Source organism: Nitrospiraceae bacterium, from assembly GCA_019637075.1.
Lineage (GTDB): Bacteria > Nitrospirota > Nitrospiria > Nitrospirales > Nitrospiraceae > JAHBWI01.
In genome coordinates, this window is record JAHBWI010000003.1 from 223588 (window position 1) to 245697 (window position 22110).

The following is a 22110-nucleotide window of genomic DNA, read 5'->3' on the forward strand; positions in this document are numbered from 1 at the left end:
AGCACCGCCTTCTTTCGGATTGCAAGCAAACCGAGACCGTGGTCGAGGGGGAGAGGGCTGCGCTAACTCACTGAACCAACAGCAGACTTTTCGGTTGGAGTGGAAGGCGATTGGGAAGGTCTTCGCGACCGCAAAATCTCTTCCAAGGTCAGCAACGCTTCACGCCCCGAGTTATTCTGCACCCCGCGAATCAGATTGCCGTCGGCGTACTGGCTCGTGGGCTGGGCCTGAGCCTGGTCGGGGCCGGTTTGAGAAAGTGATCCGGTCCAGGCGCGCGGGTCACGGCTGCCTTCCTTACGTTGCCAGGCTGTGAGGCAAGCCTTGGCGATCAGTTTGTTCAGAGGGGCAGGATTGTAGAGCAGCTTTCTGATGCTGGTCGGGGTCAGCATCAAGGGGTTATACCCGGCCGAGAGGTACCCTTCCTCCAGCAGGCGATGTTCAAGATCGGTGTTGGGCTGGATGCCCAGGAAGAACATCAAGGGGAACACTCGCTCTTCGCCAAGGATCGAGGCAACCTTCTTGTAAGACTCGACGCTCTGAAGCAGGCTCTCTTCGGTTTCCTTTGGGGAGTTGAGCGAATAGTTCAGGATGACCTTGCCCTTGAAGCCGGCTTCGGCCAGATAGCGACATCCATCATAGAGGCGCTCGAGCTTGAACCCCATATGGAGGTTGTTCAGGACCTCCTGTGATCCGGACGTGATGGCCACTTCCAAATCTCCGACGCCTGATCGCACCATCAGCCTGGCCAGCTCGGGCGTGATCAAAGAGGTTCGGATATACCCCGACCATTCGATCTCCAGCTTTTCGCTGAGGATTCGTTCCAGGATCTCAGTGCACTGTGGATAAGCCTCTTTGCCCGTGATGAATTGGGCGTCGGTAAACCAGAACCGGCGCGCTCCCCACTGATGATAATGTTGGGCAATGTCACGGACCACCATCTCCGGGGGCCGATACCGCACACGTTTGCCTTCAATATAGGGATACAGACAGAAGGCGCAGTCATAAGGACAGCCGCGCTTGGTTTGTACCCCGATCGACTCGTCCTGATATGCCGCATGTTGCGGGAAAATCGACGTGAGATAGGGCAGGTCGACGGTCAGGGTATCCAATAAGGCCGGAGCCCGCTGCTCGCCTTTGCGGATGTGCTTGCCTTCGCGAACGATATACCGCTCACCTTCAAGGGATTCGCCGTTGACCACCTTGAGGATGGCATCTTCTCCTTCACCGAGGATGCCGATCGTGCCTTCCGGCAGCTTCTCGATCAGCTGTTCGGCAAAGGCCGTGAACGCGCCCCCTCCGACCATGATCTGGCTCTTGGGGAACTCTTTGCGAATGAGCCAGGGGTAGGACAGGTTGGCCCGAATATGGCTGTAGTACCGGTAGAGCTGCTTCAAACCAGCGAAGGAAGCCATGACCCGCTTCATCGGGTTGCTGGCGAAATAGAAATTGAAGGCGTGTTCCAGCGAGGCGTCCCCTTCGTGGGGAGAGAAAATCTGGATGTCGCGCCAGGAGAAACACACCAGGTCCGGTTTGAACTCGAGGGCCGTATCCCGAACCGCCTGGGTCCGCTGGGATTCCGAAAAAAGCGACAGATCGAGGATCCGTTGGCGGACATCGGGCCTTCGGCGGTGGATAAAGTCGGCCAGGTACGTCACCCCGATCGGGTAGACCTTCTTGCAGGGGAGAAAGATGTAGAGAATGGAATTCATAGAAGGTGATCGCTAATGGCGCCTAGCTTATGGCAGAAACCAGACCACTCTCTTCAAGCTCAGGCTATCACCCATGCGCGACAGGCTCGTTGCTATTTTGTTGCCACGTGGATCGCCACGATTCCGCCTGTCAGGTTTCGGTATTCCACGGTGCGGAATCCGGCTTCCTTCAGCAGGGCGGCAAGCCGCTCCTGGTCAGGGAAGGTGCGGATCGAGGCAGGAAGATATTCATAGACACCGGTTTGGTCCCCGGCCACTTTGGTGCCGACCCAGGGCAAGAGGCGGAACGAGTACCAATCATAGAGGTTCCTGAGCCACCCATAGACCGGTCGCGAAAACTCCAAGCAGACGAACCGGCCGCCGGGGCGGAGGACGCGCCGGATTTCCATAAACGCCTGCATCAAATTACCCACGTTTCTCATGCAGAACCCGGTCGTGACCGCATGGAAGGTATCGTCCGGAAAACCCAGGCGTTCCGCATTAGCCTGGAGGCAGGTGATGCGGGATTGCAGCCCGCGGCTTGACACCTTCCGCCAGCCTTCCGCCAGCATCGCATAATTTAAGTCCGAGGCGACCACATGTCCGCCTTGTCCCATCTTGGGCTCAATCAGCAATGCCAGGTCTGCCGTACCGGCACCGATATCCAGCGCACGGCCTTGATTGACCTCAGGTACATACGAGGCCGTGAGTCGCTTCCAGTGATAATGAAGCCCAAAACTCAGCAGGGTATTGTTGAGGTCATAAACGCCCGCAATCGCGGTGAACATCCGCTGAACGGCCTGTTCCCGAGCCTGGCCAGACCAGGTGGAGACCGCCTGAGGCGCGGCCGACGATTGCTGGGGGATAGAGGGGTCCTCAACACGCAGCATGCCAGCGTGGTAGCACCCAGTTTCAAGCTTTGTCAAGGTTCGAGAACGAAACGGAGGGAGCCCACGTGACGCCGCGGCCTAGGCCGCGGCGCGAGTGGCAGCTTGAGGCGGTTCATTCTTCCACTGGCCGACCTCGAGGCTTTCCAGCCAGTTCAGGAGTTGGACGACCATCTCACCTTCGAAAATCGATCCATGTTGCGGGCAGATCATACGTGGGTTGATGGCTCGCACACGCTGCACCCATCCGCGCAAGGCTTCGGACGACGGCATCCACCGAAGGTGGAAGCCGCGCATGTACTGGATGTGTTGCTGGAAATCCGCTACCACTAGGCTGGATTCATGGCTCGGTACCAGGGCGGATCCAATGTCGCCGGAGAAGAGAATGCCCGCGATCGGATCATACAGTGAAAAGTTGCCAGACGAATGGCAATAGTGAGCCGGGACCGCCTGCATCTCGGGGCCCCGCTCGCCGATCCTGATCCGCATACCTTCATCCGGAATGCCGCTCAGTTTAATCACCGTGCCGGCGCTGAAATGGCTCACGAAGCTCGTCCAGAGACGCGAGCAATAGGTCTCGATCTTGGGATTCAGATCGATCCACATGGCCAGTGAGGAGACGATGTCCGGGTCCTGGTGACTGGCAAAAATCACCTCGATGTCCTGCATTCGAACGTATTTGGCCAACTCGGCGAGGACATGAGGAAAAATCTGGACGCCACCCGGATCGAGCAGCATCGCTTTGCCCTTGTGGATAATGGCATATTCGTTCGTGTCGATCACGTGGCTGTCCTTGGCCGGGTCGCGCCCCAAGACGATCCACTGATGGCCGTCATTGTTGAAGAGCACCTTACTCTGCATAGACCTGTCCTTTCAGCAGCGAGGTCAACACCTCGCATCCGTGGTCGATGGCTCCTCGCATCGCTTTCATCTTGGCATCGAGGTCATCGACGACCTCGTTGATTTCCGTGGCCAATGTCTTAAAGCTGGCTTCGGCCTCGGCCAAGCCCGCGGCTTCCGATGCGATACAAAAAGCCATATAGCGCACCGTCGATCCGATAGTTTTCAGCCCGTTTAAGGCCTGATGGGTCTCTTCCAAACAACGAAGCGCAGCCGTCAGTTCGGCCTGCAGGTGCGTCAGATCCGAGCCGCAGAGTTCGGCGATGTAGGCGTAATTGTGCCGCTCCAAGCCCTCCGCCGCGACCAGTGAAGGGTGTCGGACGAGGACGGCCAGATCGTCCTGACTGGTGAAGTGGAGTAGGGACAAATCAGGGGTGTCGGTTCTCGTCGTCTGCGGCGCATGGACTGAGACCGCGAAGAGGAGGCTGGCAATCAACTGATGATACCGCCACACGATGCTGGAACTGCTTGCGGTGAGGCGGGCCAGCGTGGCGCATAACTCCTCGATGTGTTTGACTTCTGGTCTGATTTCCTTAGGGGTATTGCTCAGAATTTCGACCAGGGCCAGCATGGGACGTCCTTTGCCGCCGCTGATGCGGGCAGCCTGGACCACGCCATTGTTGGCAAGGATTTGCATCGAGAGCGAGAGCTGCTGCAGGGAGCGGCCGACGTTCAAAATTTCGACGCAGGTCCCAAACAACTGATTGATATTGCGTTTGTATTGTTCCAGACCGTTCTGCATGATGAGTAGTGACCCAATGTGTGGGTTTGGGGTGGTACCTTGATCCAGGACTATATCGGCCGAACGACGAAGAAACTGTAGCTTGCGGGGAAGGGGCACTCCGTAAGGGAAGGGCAAGAAGGCCGGAACGTCGAGGCTGCAGATGAGCCCATGTTATAATCCCGCCTCCCATGAGCAATTCCATCGTCATCAAGGGCGCGCGCGAGCACAATCTCAAGAACCTCGACGTCGAGATCCCCCGCGACAAGCTGGTCGTCATCACGGGCCTCAGCGGCTCAGGCAAGTCCTCGCTGGCGTTCGACACCATCTATGCCGAAGGGCAACGGCGATATGTCGAGTCCCTGTCCGCCTATGCCCGCCAGTTCCTAGAACAGATGGGTAAGCCCGATGTGGATTCCATCGAGGGCCTGTCGCCGGCGATCTCCATCGAGCAGAAGAGCACCAGCCACAATCCCCGCTCTACGGTCGGGACGGTCACCGAGATCTATGACTACCTGCGGCTTCTGTTCGCCCGGGTCGGGCGGCCCTACTGCTTTCAGTGTGGAAATGAGATCACCGCCCAAACCGTTCAGCAGATGGTCGATGCTATTCGGGAGTTGCCGGAAGGGGCAAAGTTCCAGATTCTCGCGCCGATCGTGCGTGGTCGAAAGGGAGAATACCGGAAGGAACTGCTCGAGATGCGGCGCGCCGGTTATGTGCGGGCGCGCATCGACGGCGAGATGGTCGACTTGGGCGATGACATCACGCTGGACAAGCAGAAAAAACATACAATCGAGATCGTCGTCGACCGATTGGTTATGAAGCCGGGGGAAGCCCTGGCCCGCAGGCTCGCTGATTCGGTGGAAAACTCCCTGAAACTGGCCGGGGGCTTGGTTGGTGTGCTGCCGGAGCAGGGGAAGGCGCAACTGTATAGCGAGCAACTGGCCTGCATCAGCTGCGGCGTGAGTTACCCTGAAGTGACCCCGCGAGTGTTTTCGTTCAACAGTCCCCACGGAGCCTGCCCGGCCTGCGACGGCATCGGGTATGCGGTGACGCCGGGCTGTCCAGAAGACGAAGACTTCACGCTGCTTGAACTCTGCCAGACCTGCCAGGGCGCCAGGCTGAAACCCGAAAGTCTCTCGATCAAAATTAATAAGCGCTCGATCGCCGAAGTCACGCGGTTGTCCGTCCGGGCGGCCGCGGATTTTTTCGGCGGCCTCAAGTTTAGCGAACGCGAACTGGTCATTGCCCATCGGATCCTCAAGGAAATCCGCGAGCGCCTGGGATTTCTGGTCAATGTGGGGTTGGATTATCTGACGCTGGATCGGCCGGCCGCTACGCTTTCCGGCGGCGAAGGGCAGCGGATTCGCCTGGCGACACAGATCGGCTCCGGACTCGTCGGGGTCCTCTACATCCTGGACGAGCCCTCCATTGGGCTTCATCAGCGGGACAACCGGCGGTTGCTGCAGACCCTGCTGCGCCTGCGTGACCTGGGCAACACGGTGGTCGTAGTCGAGCACGATGCCGAAACGATGGATGCGGCAGACCACATCCTCGACCTGGGGCCAGGCGCAGGGACTCAAGGGGGCAAGATCGTCGCCCAAGGCACACCGGCTCAAATCAAGGCCAACCCCGATTCATTGACGGGGCAGTATCTCAAGGGGCAGATGGCCGTGTCCCTTCCGCAGCGGAGCCGCAAGCCGAAAGGCTATCTCACGGTTGTCGGCGCAAAGAAACATAACCTCAAGGGCGTGACGGTCAAGATTCCGCTGGGGCTGATGACCTGCGTGACCGGTGTCTCGGGTTCCGGTAAGAGCACCTTGGTGCTCGAGGTACTGTTCCATTCGCTCTCGCAGTTGCTGTATCACAAGAAGCCCAAGATCGACGGGTGCAAGAATTTATCGGGTGTTGATGCGTTGGACAAGGTCATCGACATCGACCAGTCGCCGATCGGTCGGACGCCGCGTTCCAATCCTGCGACCTATACCGGCCTGTTCACGTTCATTCGCGATCTGTTTTCCAACCTGCCCGAATCTCGCGTGCGCGGCTACAAGCCGGGGCGTTATAGCTTCAACGTCAAAGGCGGACGCTGCGAGGCTTGCCAAGGGGACGGCCTCATCAAGATCGAAATGCATTTCCTGCCAGACGTCTACGTGACCTGCGAGGTCTGCAAGGGCCAGCGGTACAACCGAGAGACGCTGGACATCCAGTACAAGGGGCGCAGTATCGCCGATATCTTGAATATGACCGTCGATGACGCGCTGGAATTCTTCGAGCACATCCCCCACATCAAGGCCAAGCTTCAGACGCTGCATGACGTCGGGCTGCATTACGTCAGGCTGGGCCAGTCAGCCACGACCCTCTCGGGAGGGGAAGCACAGCGGGTCAAGCTTTCGCGCGAATTGTCCAAGAGACCGACCGGCCGCACGATGTACATCCTCGATGAGCCGACGACCGGCCTGCACTTCGCGGACACCCAGCGCCTGCTCGACGTGCTCAACCGATTGGTTGAAGCGGGCAATACCATCGTGATCATCGAACACAATCTCGACGTCATCAAGAACGCCGACTGGCTCATTGATCTCGGGCCGGAAGGTGGAGACCGTGGTGGCGAGATTGTGGCCGAAGGGCCACCGGGCGAGATTGCCAAGGCAAAGCGTTCGTACACGGGCCAGGTGTTGAAAGAGGCGGGGCTGTGAAGCTCGTCAGCGACAAGGAACGGCGGAGGAAGGTTGACTCTTCTCTTATCCGTCGTAATGTCTTGGATAGGGTTTGCTTGTGTGCCGCCCGGCTTGGCCGTGTGCTCCTCTAGAGCGCGACCGGATGCGGCTCGTCGGCGCACGGCTGTCTGCTCTCGGCTCGTATTCCTGCCCGTCCCCCCTATAGCGGGTCGACGAAGTCCCACTCTTCCCAGCAAGGAAAGAAACGCTACGGCTGGGCGCGGCGATCGCCGTGAGCCGCCTGCAGGCGTTGTCTTCTCAACATCACTGCTCGCCAGGACCGACGTCACCGTGCCTGTTCTTCAAAGAACTGTCGAAATGTTTGCCCAACTCGTCCTCTCTCCCTAGTATGGAAGTAGAGAGGCGATGTGGTCTGCCTTTTTGAGTGGGCCCCTGACGGACTAGGCGATCGGAGTCTCCATGCACACCATTGTCTTGCTGACGATCTCCAACATCTTCATGACCTTCGCGTGGTACGGCCATTTGAAGTACAAGGATGTGCCGCTGTGGCAGGCGATCGTGGTCAGTTGGGGGATCGCCTTCGTCGAATACTGCTTTCAGGTTCCGGCCAACCGCATCGGGCACTATTCGTTTACGGCGGCGCAGTTGAAGACGATCCAAGAGGTCATCACATTAGTCGTCTTTTGTGCGTTTTCGGTGTGGTACCTCAAAGAACCGCTGAAGTGGAATTATCTGGTGGGCTTCGGGATGATGGTGGGAGCGGTCTTCTTTGTCTTCAAGGAGTGGTGAGTTACCGCCACCACCGCTCATACATGTACAGCAGGTCGAGCGTCAGCCGGGCGCCGAAGGTCGGGCCATAGTCTTTCTGATTGATGAGGTCGTTCCACGTTTCAAAACTGAAGGCCGAATAGCGGAACGCCAACGACACGAATCGTTCTTCCAACGAATCCCCCCGGTGGTCCACAAAGAGCCCTGAGTCGAAGGTCACGGCCAACTCGATTTCCCAGGGAGTGCAGTCCTCCCAATTCCGATAGTTGCCGAGGCCCACCGATGCCTGCCCCAGGTAGGATTGCGGCGCGGCTTGGTGAAAGGCGGCGCCGCTGTAAGGGCGGCCGTATCGCGCCATCGCTGAAAAGCGCAGATAGTCCCCGAGCAGAGGCAACGGATCGAGCAGGGAGAGTCTGCGGAACCCGGCTTGCGCATAGGGTTCGTAGTAGAGCGAGCCGCCCGCCGTTCCGATTCCCGCGAAAAACACGTCCTTCGTCCCGAGGAGGCCGAACCACCGCGTCAGGGACCCGCTCAGCATGAAATCGTCGGCATCGCGTTTGTTGCCGACTGGTACCGGATCAAAGTTGCGCAGCTTGTGGATGACGTCGTTCTGGAGGAATCGACTGGGGCCGTCTCTAGTAGGGCCGCCGCCCGCCGTCAGATTGAGATTCCAACCAGGAAGCGACGCAAGCGGCTCCGTCCAGCTGAGGGTAAAGAAATTGAATCCCATTGTTTCTCGGATGTCGTTGTAGCGCCGCCGTGCTCCGTCGAATTCGGTGAATCGGTCCATGACGGGTATACCCAAGGTCAGAGTGCGGTCGTGGTCGGGAAACGCAATGGCTCCCCAGTGAATGCTTTGAGGCGGAGGTTCGGCCTGCACGGGGGTGTCCACGGCGAGGAGCGCTCCAGTCAGCGACAGTATGAGTAATCCAAGGCAGCGTCGTAGCATTCGGCCATCCTGCCTACATCGATCTCATTTGGCAACCGTCGATCTACGTAGGCTTCTCCCTGAAAGTTTTACGTGGTTGGGACGCTTGCAGTCTCGGCCGACCGTTACTAGAATGCCCCGGTCGATCCCTGTTTCTGCGCTCCAACCCATAGCCCGGAGTCTCAATCCATGCCTCCGAAGAAAACCGATCAAAAAGCGAAATCGGCCATGAAGGCGACCAAGTCTGCCGCGCCCGAACAAGCCGGCGCCCAGTCTGCCGAGGATTTTGAAAAGCTCGGTGTGTTTTATCTGGGTCGGCCGTACGACCTGGCGACCAAGCAGGGGCGACCTGGCTGGCTGCTGTACGACTCTAAGGATCTGGTGACACATGCGGTCTGTGTCGGAATGACCGGCAGCGGAAAGACCGGGCTCTGCCTGGCGCTGCTCGAGGAAGCTGCGATCGACAATATCCCCGCGATCATCATCGACCCCAAGGGCGATCTCGGCAATCTGCTGCTGACGTTCCCCGGTTTGAAGGGCGAGGACTTTCAACCTTGGATCAATGAGGATGACGCGAGGAAGAAAGGACTGTCGCCGGCCGATTATGCCAAGGCGCAGGCGGAACTCTGGACCAAGGGGCTGGCCTCCTGGCAGCAGGACGGCGCGCGGATTCAGCGGCTACGAGACGCCGCTGAGTTCAGTATCTACACACCCGGGAGCACCGCTGGGTTGCCGATTTCCATCCTCAAGTCCTTTGCCGCACCGGGACAGGATGTGCTCGATGACGCTGAACTGCTGCGGGAACGGATCAGCACCACCGTTACAAGTTTGTTGGGGTTGCTCGGGATCGAGGCCGATCCGATTCAGAGCCGCGAGCATATCTTACTGTCGACCATTCTGGATCGGACCTGGAGAGAGGGGAAGGACCTCGATCTGGCGGCGTTGATCCAGGCCATTCAAGCACCTCCCCTGACAAAGATCGGCGTGCTCGACGTGGATTCGTTCTTTCCGTCAAAGGAGCGATTCGCGCTGGCGATGCGGCTCAATAATCTGCTCGCCGCCCCGGGCTTTCAAGCCTGGCTGGAGGGAGAGGCGCTCGACGTGCAATCGTTGCTGTATACGGCTTCGGGCAAACCGCGCATCACCATTTTCTCGATCGCGCATTTGAACGATGCGGAGCGGATGTTTTTCGTCACCCTCCTCTTGAGTCAGATGGTCGGGTGGATGCGGGCACAGTCCGGCACCACCAGCCTTCGGGCCCTTTTGTACATGGACGAAATCTTTGGATACTTCCCTCCCGTGGCCAACCCCCCGTCGAAGCTACCCCTCATGACTTTGCTCAAGCAAGCGCGGGCCTTCGGCTTGGGGGTGGTGCTGGCGACGCAGAACCCGGTCGACCTTGACTACAAGGGCTTGGCAAATACCGGCACGTGGTTCATTGGGCGGCTGCAGACCGAACGGGATAAGGCCCGCGTGCTCGAAGGTTTGGAGGGGGCGTCTGCGGGTGCAGGAAAGAAATTCGACAAGGGGCGCATGGAGCAAATCCTTGCGGGCCTCGGCAACCGTATCTTTTTGATGAACAATGTCCATGAAGATGAACCGGTGGTGTTTGAAACCCGCTGGTGCCTCTCCTATCTGCGGGGACCGTTGACGCGAACCCAGATCAAAACCTTGATGGAGCCGGTCAGACGCAACAGGGGGGATGTGAATCGTGATGCGGCCGGCGTCACGGTTTCCGATGCGACCGTCTCTATTCTCCCGTCCTCCGCTTCGCGTCCGGTCGTCCCCCCAGACGTCCCGCAGCAGTTCATTCCGGTACGCGGGTCCGTTCCGGCGAATGCCGGCCTGTTGTACCTGCCGATGGTGTTGGGTTCCGCACAGATCCGATTCGCCGATGCGAAAAACAGCATCGACCAGCTGCAGACCGTCACCATGCTCGCCCCGATCACAGACGGGGCGGTGCCGGTTGATTGGAGCCGGGCCGTCGCGGCGGAGGTCGTCCCGGGGGATCTCGAGCCGTCTCCTGAGAAAAACGCGCAGTTCGTTCCGTTGCCTGGGAGCGCCGCCAAGTCGAAGAACTATGCGGACTGGAATCGAGATCTCGCCGGCTGGCTGTTTCGCACGCAGAAGATCGATGTGTTCCGGAGCCCGAGCAGCAAGATGTTGTCGATGCCGGGAGAGCCTGAGCGGGATTTCCGGGTTCGACTGCAGCAGGCCGGGCGCGAACAGCGCGATCGCGCAGCCGAGCTGCTCCGGCAAAAATACGCCCCGAAGATCGCCGCACTCCAGGACCGGGTCCGACGGGCGGAGCAGGCCAAAGCGAAGCAGCAAAGCGAATCGCGAACCAGCCAGGTGCAGGCTGCGTTGTCCGTGGGGGCATCGATCCTCGGCGCGTTCCTCGGGCGCAAGGCCATCAGCGCGACCAACATCGGCCGCGCCACCACCGCCATTCGAAGCGCGGGCAGGGTGTTGAAGGAATCGCAGGACGTCGGCCACGCCGAAGAAAATGCGGCGGCGATCCAACAGCAGTTGGCCGAACTCGAATCCCAATTCAGGGCCGAGAGCGATGCCTTGGCTGCGGCCACCGATCCGTTGGCCGAAAAACTCGAATCGGTCACCATCAAGCCCACCAAATCGAATATCGCGGTAACACTTGTTGCCTTGGCATGGACGCCTCATTGGCGTGGCGGCGACGGGACGCTCGTCGCGGCTTGGTCCTAGCCTCAGCCGGCTAAGTGTCTGAACGGGGGCCAAACGGTCCTATGCCAATCCCGTTCGGCCCTGGTCGCTGCCTGGGGAGGTATGGTACAAAACGAGATTCCTATACGTACGTAAGCTTCATCGAGTTCGCCGCTTGGGAGTGCTGAATGGTGACGCACACCCTGCCATCTCATGAGACCGCTCGCGTGAGCGCTCTCGCACGCTTCGGGATTCTTGATACCTCTCCCGAGGCCGCCTTCGACGACCTTGCGCAGTTGGCGGCGTCTCTCTGCAATACTCCCTTTTCCGTCATCGCGTTTGTCGACCGTGAGCGCGAATGGTTCAAGGCCACGGTTGGACTGACCACCGGCGGGACAAGCCGCTCTGCCGGATTCTCCTCCCACGCCGTTACGACTCGAGCTCCCTTCCTCGTTCCGGATGCCCAGGCCGATCCCCGTTTTTCTTCGCATGAACTCGTGGTAGGGGACCCTCACGTGCGGTTTTATTGCGGCGTGCCGGTGGTGACGGAGGATGGCTATGCGATAGGAGCTATCGCTGTCATGGATCGGGTCCCTCGCACGCTTCTGCAGGAAGCAGTCCTGGCCCTGGGACGATTGGCGGGGCAAGTGGCCGCACAGTTGGAGCTGCGCCGATTGCGGCGGGACCCGACCGCCGTCGCTGGCGCAGCCGTTCGGAACATCGCCGACCAGATGGTGGACGCGGTCATTGTGACCACGCGGGACGGACAGGTCTCCTACATGAATCAGGAGGCGGAGCGACTTCTGGGCATCGCCGCATCGGAACTCGTGGGACAATCCCTGCACGAAGCCGTGCACCGTCACGAGGTGGATGATCGTCGCCGTTCGGATTCCTCCTGTGAACTCAAGGACGCCTGTGCCGGAGATTTGGCCCGACGGTGTAGTGACGATAGATTTGTCAAAAAAGACGGCTCGATCGCTCATGTCAGCTGGACCATTGGGCCCTTGTCTCAAGGTGAGCAGTGTGTGGGCCACTTCCTGACGGTCAGGGACATCACGCTCCAGAAGCGGAAGGAGGAAGTCCTGCGGCTGATTGCCGGAACGAGACAGTCGACCGGCATGGCGTTTTTGCAGGAACTCGTCGAAACACTCGCACGGGCGACCGGGGTGGAATATGCATTCTGTTCGCGGCAGCTGCCGGGTTTGCATCGAGCGCAGGCGTTGGCCGGCTGCGGACCTGACGGCCCGATGAAGTCGTTCGAGTACGATTTGGCCGGGACACCATGCGAGACCGTGGTGCATCGGGCCTTCTGTCACTATCCCACCGATGTCCAGGTTGCCTTTCCGCAGGACCATATGCTGCGCCGTCTCGCCATCACTTCCTACATGGCCCTGATTGTCCCCTCCAAGACCGGCGAGCCGATCGGCTGGATCGCCCTGCTCGGACGAGCGCCGCTGCGCGACGCAGTGTGGGCGGAATCACTGCTGCGGGCCGAGCGGGGAGTGAGCTTGCCCGCGAGATGGCACAGCAGCGGCTGAGAGACAGCGAAGAACGGTACGCGTTGGCGTTGGAGGGCACCTCGGACGGAATTTGGGATTGGAACCCGATCACCGGGGAACTTTATCTGTCACGCCGATGGAAGGAACTCCTCGGTTTTGCCGAAAGCGAATTGCCGAATAACGAGTCCGCCTTTTTCTCGAGAATCCATCCGGACGATGCCCAGGCGGTGGGTCTTGCGGTAAGGGAGCACCTTGGGCATGGGGTGCCCTACGATGTGGAATGTCGTCTGCTTCATAGGGACGGGAGTTATCGTTGGGTACGCAGCCGTGCAAAGGCCCTGCGAAACGAAGCCGGGGAAGTCTATCGGATGGTCGGGACGATTTCGGATATCACCGAACGAAAAATCCTGGAACTCGATGCGCAGCGATGGAAGCAGGTGTTCGAGCAGGCCGAATTTGGGTTGGCCTATGGTGATGTTCGGACCAATACCATTTTATCGGTCAATCAAGCATTTGCCAGGCAACTAGGATATCGAATCGACGAGTTGGTCGGCCAGCCGATTCTCAACATCTATGCGCCAGAAGCCCGCGCGTTGATCAAGGGGCGGCTTGAGGCGGCCGACCGAGGCGGCCATCTGTCTTACGAAAGCATTTACCAGCGCAAGGATGGAACAATCTTTCCGGTCTGGATTGAAGTCACGGTGATTCGGGACGAACGGGGACAACCGATCTCGCGGGTGGCCTACGCCAAGGATATCACGGAGGGGAAGCGTGCCGAACGGGCGCTGATCGATCGCGAGGCGGAGTTGCGGATGGCGCTCGAGGCGGCCGAGGAAGGTACGTTCGACTACAATGTCCGAGAGGACCGCACGATCTTTTCGGAGAAGGCCTTGGCGATGTTCGGTTTTGGGCCGCAGGATCGAGCTACCTACGACGATTGCATCTCCCGTGTCCACCATGACGATCGGCCGAGGGTCAGCGAGTGGTTCGCTCAATGTATGCGCGAAAAGACCGAGTACCAGGCGGAATATCGGGTGGAGTTGCCGAACGGAGAGGTCAAATGGATCTTCGCGAAGGGGCGCGGGGTTTATGACCAGGCAGGGGAACTTGAGCGGGCGCTCGGCGTGCTGCTCGATATCACCGAACGCAAGCTGGCTGAACGGGCCTTGCTGGCGAGTGAAGAACGCTACCGACATTTGTTCATGGCGAGCCCCCATCCCATGTGGGTGTATGACCTTGAGACGCTGGCCTTCCTGGCGGTGAATGATGCAGCGGTGGCTCACTACGGGTACAGTCGCGACGAATTTTTGCAGAGGACCATTAAAGACATTCAGCCGGCGGAAGACGTCGAATCGGGCGTGGAGCGGACGGGAATCTCGCGTCACCTGAAAAAGAACGGCACTCCAATCGATGTCGAGATCACCTCGCACAGGCTTCAATTCGACGGGCGGCGGGCCGACTTGGTACTGGCATTCGACGTCACGGAGCGGATCGTAGCTGAAGCGGAGCTTCACGAGAGTCAGGAGCGGTTTCGGCAATTGGCGGAGAATATCAAGGAAGTGTTCTGGTTGACGACCGTCGATAAGGATCGCGTCATCTACGTCAGCCCGAGCTACGAGGAAATCTGGCGACGGAAATGCGAAAGCCTGGAAGTCGATCCCCGCTCCTGGTTGTATACGGTACACCCCGATGATCGAAGTCGCGTTCTCGAGGCGGCCCTCACCAAACAGGTGACGGGCGAGTATCGGGAGGAATACCGCATTGTCCGGCCGGACGGGTCCGTGCGGTGGATCTTCGATCGAGCGTTTCCCGTGCGGGACAAGACCGGGCGTATCTATCGAATCGCCGGCATCGCAGAGGATGTAACGGAACGAAAAGGATTTGAGGAGGCGCTTCGAGAAAGTGAACAGAAGCTAAGCCTTTTCGTCGAGCATGCACCGGCTGCAATCGCAATGTTCGATCGAGAGATGCGCTATCTCGCTGCCAGCAATCGTTGGTGTAATGGGTTCGGGGTTAGCAAAGAGGGACTCTTGGGACGGAGTCATTACGATCTGCTGCCGGACCTCCCTGAACGGTGGAAAGAGGCCCATCGGCGTGGGCTTGCGGGGGCGATTGAAGGTTGCGATGCCGACGAATGGAAACGTGCGGATGGGCGGATCGAATGGATCCGATGGGAAGTCCGTCCTTGGCCTGCGACGGGAACCGTCAAGGGCCTGATCATCTTTTCTGAAGTAATCACGGATAGGATACAGGCGGAGCAGGCGCTGCAACAGAGCGAAGCGCGATTCCGCAACGTGGTTGAAATGGCCCCCGCCGGGATGATCGTGCTGGATTCAGAGGAACGCATCATCCTCGTGAACGCCGCGCTGGAGAAGATTTTCGGGTATAGCCGGGAAGAACTTCTCGGCAAAACGGTCGACCTGTTACTGCCCGACGATGTACGCCGAAACCATGGGGAGGCAGTCCGCTCGTTTTTTAGGAATCCGGCGGCGCGGACGATGGGGGCAGGCCGCGATCTGAGAGGCCGATGCAAGGACGGAAGAATGGTCTTTGTCGAAATCGGCCTGTCGCCGATAGATACCATCCAGGGCATGGCGGTCTTGGCTTCGGTGGTCGATATCACCGAGCGCAAGCGTATCGAACGATTGGGCGAAGGGCAACGAGCCATTCTGGAATCGATCGAAAAAGGCTCGGCATTGTCCGATACGTTGACAATGCTGTGTCGTGTGATCGAAGGCCAGGCGGATGGTCTCTTCTGTACCATTCTTCTCCGGGATGGCGACCGACTCCGGTTTGCTGCGGGTCCCAGCCTGCCGTCCGAGTACCATGCCTCCATCGGCGACATCAGGATCGGCCCGACGGCTGGTTCCTGCGGCACGGCAGCGTTTACCGGTGAAACCGTCGTGACGGACGATATCTCGACCGAACCGCGTTGGGATGGATACCGTGACCTCGCCTTGCAGTATGGGTTACGAGCCTGTTGGTCGACCCCGATTTGTGGCCGCGATGGGGCCGTATTGGGGACGTTCGCCGTCTATAGCCGTGAGCCGCACCGGCCGTCGGAGAGAGAGCTGAAGTTGGTACAGACCGGAGGGCATCTTGGAGGCATTGCCATCGAGCGGTATCGGACGGAGCGGTCGCTTCGGGACAGTGAGGAGCGATTCAGGCTGGTTGCGGAGGCCACCAATGATATTTTGTGGGATTGGGATTTGACCACAAACGACCACTGGTGGAGCCCCAACGCGTGCGAGCGGTTCGCCTATGACCCGCAGAATGAGCCGAGCGTCGAGGCTTGGATCAGCCGACTGCATCCCGATGACAAGGAACGGATCCTGACCCTTGCGGAGAGCGCCGTCCAATCAGACCTGCGATCATTTTCCGCCGAATACCGATTTCGCCTTGCCGACGGCACGTACGGCCATTTTTTGGACCGTGCCCACATCGTGCGGAACGAGGCAGGGGTTGCGGTCCGTCTGATCGGGGCCATGATCGACGTCACCGGATCGAAGCGAGCCTATGCCTCCTTGGAGGCTGCCTATCAGCGCCTGCAAGCTATGTCGCAGGAATTGCAGACAGTCGAGTCCAACGAGCGTCGCCGGCTCTCTCGTGAATTGCACGATGAGGTTGGGCAATTGCTTGCCTCCCTCAAGTTCGACCTCACCTCGGTCAAGCGGAGCCTCGCGGGGCGACTCAAGTCCGCCGGGGGGGCCAGCTACGAGCGGCTGGCGCGTGCGCTTGAGACGACGGATCTTTTGTTCACCCGGCTCCGCCAAATCGTACGGGCTCTGCGGCCGCCGGTGCTGGAAGAATTGGGATTGAAGGCCGGCCTAGAAGCCTTGATTGCGGATGTCCAAGCGAGGACGGGATTGCGCTGCTCGCTGGAATTTGAACGGCGCGAACGTCGTGCGGCTCGGTCCCCGACGGTCGAGACGGCCATCTATCGGGTTGTTCAGGAGTTGCTGACTAATGTGATCCGCCATGCGCAAGCCACGCAGGTTGCCGTGGTGGTTCATGAAAGTCGCCGAGAGTGGAGGCTGACGGTGAAGGATGATGGGATCGGATTTGATGTCGCGGCGCTGTCCCCTACCGGAGGGTTCGGATTGCGTGGAATCAGGGAGCGGGTTGAGATCCTGGCCGGACAGGTGGACATTCTCTCCGCTCCCGGCGCCGGGACCACCGTTCAGGTGCGGATCCCGGCCCCGTTGCCCTCACGACCAAGTGAAAAGCGCGTGACAGGGGCGACGACACCGCGTCGCCGACGGAGGAGCCAAGCCCATGACTAAGTATCGTTGTCTCATTGCTGACGATCATCCCGTTGTCCGACGGGGGGTGCGCGACTTGCTGGAAGATGAGGAGCTCTGTTCCGAGATCTGCGAAGCCAAGACCGGAGAGGAGGCGTTGGAAGCGGTTCGGCGCCGGCCCTGGGACCTCATGATTCTCGATATCGCGCTGCCGGATAAACACGGATTGGATGTGCTCAAGGAAGCCAAGTTGCTTCAGCCGAAATTGCCCGTGCTGATGCTGAGCCTCTACCCGGAACGGGAATTTGCCTGGCGGGCATTCAAGGCGGGGGCGTCCGGGTATCTGACCAAAGATCGGGCTCCGTCTGAGCTCATGGCGGCGGTGAGGCGCATCCTCCAGGGCGGCCGGTACATTACGGACGCGCTCGCCGACCAAATTGCATCGATTCTGGAGACCGGGGAGTCCGGGCAGCTACACGAGCGTCTGTCTGACCGGGAAATGCAGGTTTTGCGATTGTTGGGAAAGGGGCAATCCATCTCCGCGATTGCGGCCCACATGTCGTTGAGCGTGAAGACGGTCAGTACCTACCGTTCGCGGCTATTGGAGAAACTGGAATTGCGCTCCACCGGCGAGCTCGTGAAGTACGCCATCGATCACCAACTGTCGGTCTGACCGCATCTGCCGTGCCCGCTGGGCACGCCGCGATCGGTTGCCGACTCGCTTCCACGCCGGCCACTGTAGGACTTCATCCGATCATAGAAATAGGTTCCCACTGATAGGTACTGCCGTACTGGATGCGGTACCCTACTGGTGCGCATCTGCCGCGATGACCGGCGGCTTGGTCGCAACATTGAAGGGAGGCAGTGGTATGGGATCACATTGCACTGGCACCGGGACAGGGCGTCTACGGGAGCCGGCGATCTGGCGTGAGCTGCGAGATGGAAGCGGTGAGGAGCGAGCCATTCGTGTATTGATCGCCGATGCGCAAGAAGTGGTGCGAATCGGTTTGCGAACCTTCCTGAGGGGTGAGCGAGACTTGCGAGTGGTCGGTGAGACGACGACGATCGACGAGACCCTAGGGGAGGCTGGTCGGCTAAAGCCGGACGTGATCCTGCTCGATGGTCGATTGGCCGGCGACCTGGGGGGCGAGGCCTGCCGAAAACTCCTGGATGCGGTTCCGGAAGTCCGTATTTTTCTGTTGACGCAATCGGGCAGCGAACTCGATCGGACGAAGGCGGCGGCTGTGGGCGCCCCTGGGTGGATCTCGAAGACGCTTGGGCGTGGGCAACTCCTGGAGGCCGTTCGTTCGGTGGTCTACAAGACCGGCCAGCCTCTGCCCTCGCCAGCGAGCGGCGGGGCACGTCGGGCATGGGATTCAGCGACCTGGTCGGAAGGGACCGTGGAGCATGTGCAGCGGTTGTCTCACCAGGAGAAGCGGATGCTCCCCATGGTGGCTGAAGGCAAGACCAACAAGGAAATCGCCAGAACGCTCGGCTTATCCGACAAGACGGTGAAGAATTATTTGGCGAACGTATTTAGCAAACTCGGTGTCAGACGACGCTCCCAAGTCGCTGCGCTGTATGTGCAGGGTGCCGTGACGGTGGGCGAGACACGGGGATGGGACTCGAGCGTGATCGGGGGTTAGTGCTTGCGCTCGCGCTGCATCAGCTTGTCGGTGTAGGCCAGGAGAATGGCGGATCCCAGGAAGGTCATGTGAATGTAGATCTGCCATTTCATATGTTCAGGCTGGACGTTGGCGATGTTGACGAAGGCCTTGAGCAAGTGGATGCTCGAGATGCCGATCAAGGACGCCGCCAACTTGATCTTAATCGTGCCGGGATCGACGTGGGTCAACCAGTCCGGTCGGTCGCGGTGGCCCTCCAGATCCAGTTTGCTGACGAAGGTGGCGTAGCCGCCGATGATGACCATGGTCAACAGATTCGCCACCATGGTGATGTCGATCAACGAGAGGACCCCGAGCATGAAGATAGTCTCGCTGTGGTCCTGAATATGGTAGATCATCTCCCACAGTTCGACCAAAAACTTGTACGCGTAGAGGAGCTCGGCGATGATCAGCCCGCCATAGAGGGGGGCCTGGATCCACCGGCTCGCAAAGACGATCGTTTCGAAAACCTGCTCGACGCGATTGATCGATTCGGGTGAAACGGCTGGTTGTGGGGAATCGGACGGGGACGGGTGACTCACGCGAACGTCGAACCTCCTTGCAACGGTCGTATCCTAGTCGGCGCGCGGGCTTCTGTCAACGTTCCAATCCTGATGATGAATCCGTTTCTGGGGAGTCGGTGCCGTCCTTGTTTGGTTGAGAAAGCCAGCGATTCACGACTGCCTTAAGCTGCGCGGGCATGATCGGCTTGCTGATGAAGTCGTCCATGCCTGATTTCAAGCAAGCGTTGCGGTCCCCTTCCATCGCATTGGCGGTCATCGCGACGATCGGCAGATGGTGCCCGGACAATTCCTGTGAGCGGATCAGCCGTGTGGTTTCAAAGCCGTCGAGCTCCGGCATCTGACAATCCATGAAGACGAGAGGGTACTCATGCCGACAGATGGCAGCCAGTGCTTCCATCCCATTACTCGCCACATCCACCCGGCATCCCAACTTTTCCAGCATCTTGACCGCCACTCGTTGATTGACAGGGTTGTCGTCCACGACCAAGACCCTATGCACGGGACGATTCTGAACCTCCGACATGGAGTGCCGAGTAATGAGCGGGGGAGCCTGGTGCTCGCCAGGTTCGCGGCCGAAGATCAAACGGATACAGTCTGCGAGATGGCGTTCACGGATTGGTTTGGTCAAATAGGCGGCGGCTCCGACTTCCTTCGCCGCGGCACTGTCGCCGCGCTGGCCGCAGGCCGTCAGCAAAATCAGCTGGGTATGCTGGATGGCGGGGTCCTGCTTGATCAAGCGGCAAAGCTGTAACCCGTCCATTTCAGGCATGTGCACGTCGATGATGGCCAAGTCGAAGGGCGTGCCATCCTTAGCTGCGTTTCGGAGGAGCGAAAGGGCCGAGGGACCGTCGACTGCGCTTTGGTGTTCCATCTTCCACGCCGAAACGTGGTACTGCAGCAGACTCCGATTCGTGGCGTTGTCGTCAATCAAGCACACTCGAAGTCCGCTCAAGTCTTTGAGCAGTACCGGAGGCTGGGCGGTGGAAACCGGAGCACTCTGGGTGCCGAATCGAATGGTGAACCAGATACAGGTTCCCAAGCCCGATATCGAGTGAAGCCCGATCTGCCCACCCATCAACTCGACCAGCCGTTTGCAGATCGTCAGGCCCAGCCCGGTTCCCCCATACTTGCGGGCCGTTGAGCTATCGGCTTGGGTGAAGGCCTGGAACATCTTTTCCTGTGCTTCGGGCGTCAGCCCGATTCCCGTGTCGATCACCTCAAAACGGAGCAAGATGGAACTCGAACTTTCCTCGATCTGCAATACCTGGATCAGCACTTCCCCCTTCTCGGTGAATTTGACGGCGTTGCCGACCAGGTTGGTCAGGATCTGACGGACACGCCCGGGATCGCCGACCACCGTCCGCGGAGTCTGCGCATCGATGAGACCGACCAGTTCCAGCTGCCGTCCCTGCGCGGTGGGGGCAAGAAGATCCAGCGTATCCTCGATCGTGAGCCGCAGATCGAACGGGATGGCTTCGATCGCAAACTTGCCCGCTTCGATCTTCGAAAAGTCCAAAATGTCGTTGATGATCCGCAGCAAGGACTCGCCCGAGTGCTTGAGCGTATGCAAAAACTCCTTCTGCTCCGAAGTCAATTGCGTATCGAGCAGCAGGTTGGTCATGCCGATCACCCCGTTCATCGGGGTACGGATTTCGTGACTCATGGTAGCCAGGAAGTCGGATTTGGCCTGTCCGGCCCGGATAGCCTGGTCGCGGGCATCCAGAAGCTCTCGGTTCTTGGCTTCCAAGTCATGGGTGGCCTTGGCGAGGGCCGCTTCCGCCTGCCGGCGGGGGGTGATGTCGACGACCGAGGCGAGGGCGAGGGGCCCGGCGGCGGTGTCGATGGGATTCAGGCCCAGCTCGGCGGGAAACTCACTGCCGTCCTTGCGTAAGCCGTAGAGTTCGCGGCCGGCGCCCATGGCGCGGGACGAGGGGGCGGCGAAGTAGGCGATACGGTGGGCCGGGTGCCCGGCGCGGAATCGTTCGGGAATGAGGAGCTCTACCGATTGGCCGATCATCTCCTCGCGGCTGTAGCCGAACATCAGTTCGATTTGCTTGTTGACGAGGGTGATCACGCCGAGCGGGTTGATCATCAACATGCCGTTGGGGGCGGATTCGACGACCTGCCGAAACAAAGCCTCCGCCTGTTTGCGCGAAGAAAGATCGTGGATGATGCCGGTGAATTTCCGGACCCCCTCGACTATCATTTCGCTGACGCCCAGGCTGATCGGAAACGTGAACCCGTCGCGGCGTTTCCCCACCACCTCACGTCCGATACCGATGACTTTCCTTTCCCCGGTGGTCAGGTAGTTCCGAAGATATTGGTCGTGTTCCGAATCGTACGGGGAAGGCATGAGCATCTTCACATTCTTGCCGATCAACTCCACGGGCTCGTATCCGAACAATCGCGTGACCGAGGGATTCACCGATTCAATGGTGCCCCGTTCGTCGATGACGACGATGCCGTCCACTGCTGTGTACACGATGGCCTTCAACTCGGCTTCGCTTCGTCGAAAGGCGGCCTCCGCCCGTTTGATGTCGGACACGTCGAGATGCAAGACGATAGCGCGCGCCTTCGGTGCCCCCTGAAGCGCCGTGACCACGATGCGATACCGCTGTTGGGAATGTGCCGTACCGGAAGAGGCATATTCGTGCGAGAAGATCTGCTGCGTTCCGGCAAGAACCTTTCGGACCCCGTCCGCGAGACGTCGACCGTTCATTTGGTTCTTGGCCGCATCGCAGATCTGCAGATAGTTCAGTCCGATGTGGGCGCCTGCAAACCCGTCGACTGTGGCGAGTCGCGCCCAGGCCTTGTTGATCGAGACGATGGTGCCGTCCGAGTCAAGAAGGGCGACATGGGCGGAGGTCCCCGATAGGAGGTCGCGGGACGATTCGGGATGCCGAGATGGGAGTGACATACAATGCGTCCTT

At 59.5% G+C, this 22110-nt stretch carries 14 protein-coding genes; 7 read left to right on the forward strand and 7 right to left on the reverse strand.

All coding sequences use genetic code 11. From position 1 onward, the window contains the following. Positions 1 to 62: 62 nt before the first annotated feature. From KF814_09230 to KF814_09245, 4 genes are all read right to left on the reverse strand, one after another. On the reverse strand, positions 63 to 1709 hold the full coding sequence (locus KF814_09230; GenBank protein MBX3236322.1) for a radical SAM protein: 1647 nt from the start codon (positions 1707 to 1709) through the stop codon (positions 63 to 65). Positions 1710 to 1801: 92 nt separating this feature from the next. Next, complete coding sequence (locus KF814_09235; protein MBX3236323.1) at positions 1802 to 2578, reverse strand: class I SAM-dependent methyltransferase; 777 nt, start codon at positions 2576 to 2578, stop codon at positions 1802 to 1804. A 78-nt stretch (positions 2579 to 2656) separates the two neighbouring features. Beyond that, the gene (locus KF814_09240) at positions 2657 to 3436 is read right to left on the reverse strand and encodes an MBL fold metallo-hydrolase (protein ID MBX3236324.1); all 780 of its coding nucleotides are present in this window, start codon (positions 3434 to 3436) and stop codon (positions 2657 to 2659) included. Then, entirely contained in the window at positions 3426 to 4217 is a 792-nt protein-coding gene (locus KF814_09245; GenBank protein MBX3236325.1) for a hypothetical protein, read from the reverse strand. Before KF814_09245 ends, KF814_09240 begins: the two co-directional genes overlap by 11 nt. 170 nt (positions 4218 to 4387) lie before the next feature. Between KF814_09245 and uvrA the strand changes: the two genes are divergently transcribed. Both uvrA and KF814_09255 read left to right on the forward strand, forming a co-directional pair. Further along, on the forward strand, positions 4388 to 6895 hold the full coding sequence (uvrA, locus tag KF814_09250) for an excinuclease ABC subunit UvrA (GenBank protein ID MBX3236326.1): 2508 nt from the start codon (positions 4388 to 4390) through the stop codon (positions 6893 to 6895). A 441-nt stretch (positions 6896 to 7336) separates the two neighbouring features. Further along, positions 7337 to 7666 (forward strand): DMT family protein, encoded by a 330-nt coding sequence (locus KF814_09255; GenBank protein MBX3236327.1) that lies wholly within the window; start codon positions 7337 to 7339, stop codon positions 7664 to 7666. 1 nt (position 7667) lies between these two features. Here KF814_09255 and KF814_09260 read toward each other — a convergent pair whose 3' ends face one another. Further along, entirely contained in the window at positions 7668 to 8594 is a 927-nt protein-coding gene (locus KF814_09260) for a hypothetical protein (protein MBX3236328.1), read from the reverse strand. A gap of 207 nt (positions 8595 to 8801) precedes the next feature. Here KF814_09260 and KF814_09265 point away from each other — a divergent pair, with 207 nt between their 5' ends. From KF814_09265 to KF814_09285, 5 genes are all read left to right on the forward strand, one after another. Then, on the forward strand, positions 8802 to 11294 hold the full coding sequence (locus KF814_09265; protein MBX3236329.1) for an ATP-binding protein: 2493 nt from the start codon (positions 8802 to 8804) through the stop codon (positions 11292 to 11294). Positions 11295 to 11479: 185 nt separating this feature from the next. Continuing rightward, positions 11480 to 12790 carry a PAS domain S-box protein gene (locus KF814_09270; protein ID MBX3236330.1) on the forward strand — a complete coding sequence of 437 codons (1311 nt, stop codon included), beginning with the start codon at positions 11480 to 11482 and terminating at the stop codon, positions 12788 to 12790. Next, positions 12772 to 17034, forward strand: a complete 4263-nt coding sequence (locus KF814_09275; protein ID MBX3236331.1) for a PAS domain S-box protein — start codon at positions 12772 to 12774, stop codon at positions 17032 to 17034. Before KF814_09270 ends, KF814_09275 begins: the two co-directional genes overlap by 19 nt. Then, positions 17027 to 17665: a response regulator transcription factor gene (locus KF814_09280; GenBank protein MBX3236332.1), complete on the forward strand. Its 639-nt coding sequence runs from the start codon at positions 17027 to 17029 to the stop codon at positions 17663 to 17665. The genes KF814_09275 and KF814_09280 overlap by 8 nt, the downstream gene beginning before the upstream one ends. A 196-nt stretch (positions 17666 to 17861) precedes the next feature. Then, entirely contained in the window at positions 17862 to 18638 is a 777-nt protein-coding gene (locus KF814_09285) for a response regulator transcription factor (protein MBX3236333.1), read from the forward strand. On the opposite strand, the gene KF814_09290 is transcribed toward KF814_09285, so the two are convergent. Continuing rightward, positions 18635 to 19198: a TIGR00645 family protein gene (locus tag KF814_09290; protein MBX3236334.1), complete on the reverse strand. Its 564-nt coding sequence runs from the start codon at positions 19196 to 19198 to the stop codon at positions 18635 to 18637. The genes KF814_09285 and KF814_09290 overlap by 4 nt on opposite strands. Positions 19199 to 19253: 55 nt before the next feature. Next, the gene (locus KF814_09295; protein ID MBX3236335.1) at positions 19254 to 22097 is read right to left on the reverse strand and encodes a PAS domain S-box protein; all 2844 of its coding nucleotides are present in this window, start codon (positions 22095 to 22097) and stop codon (positions 19254 to 19256) included. Positions 22098 to 22110 lie beyond the last annotated feature (13 nt).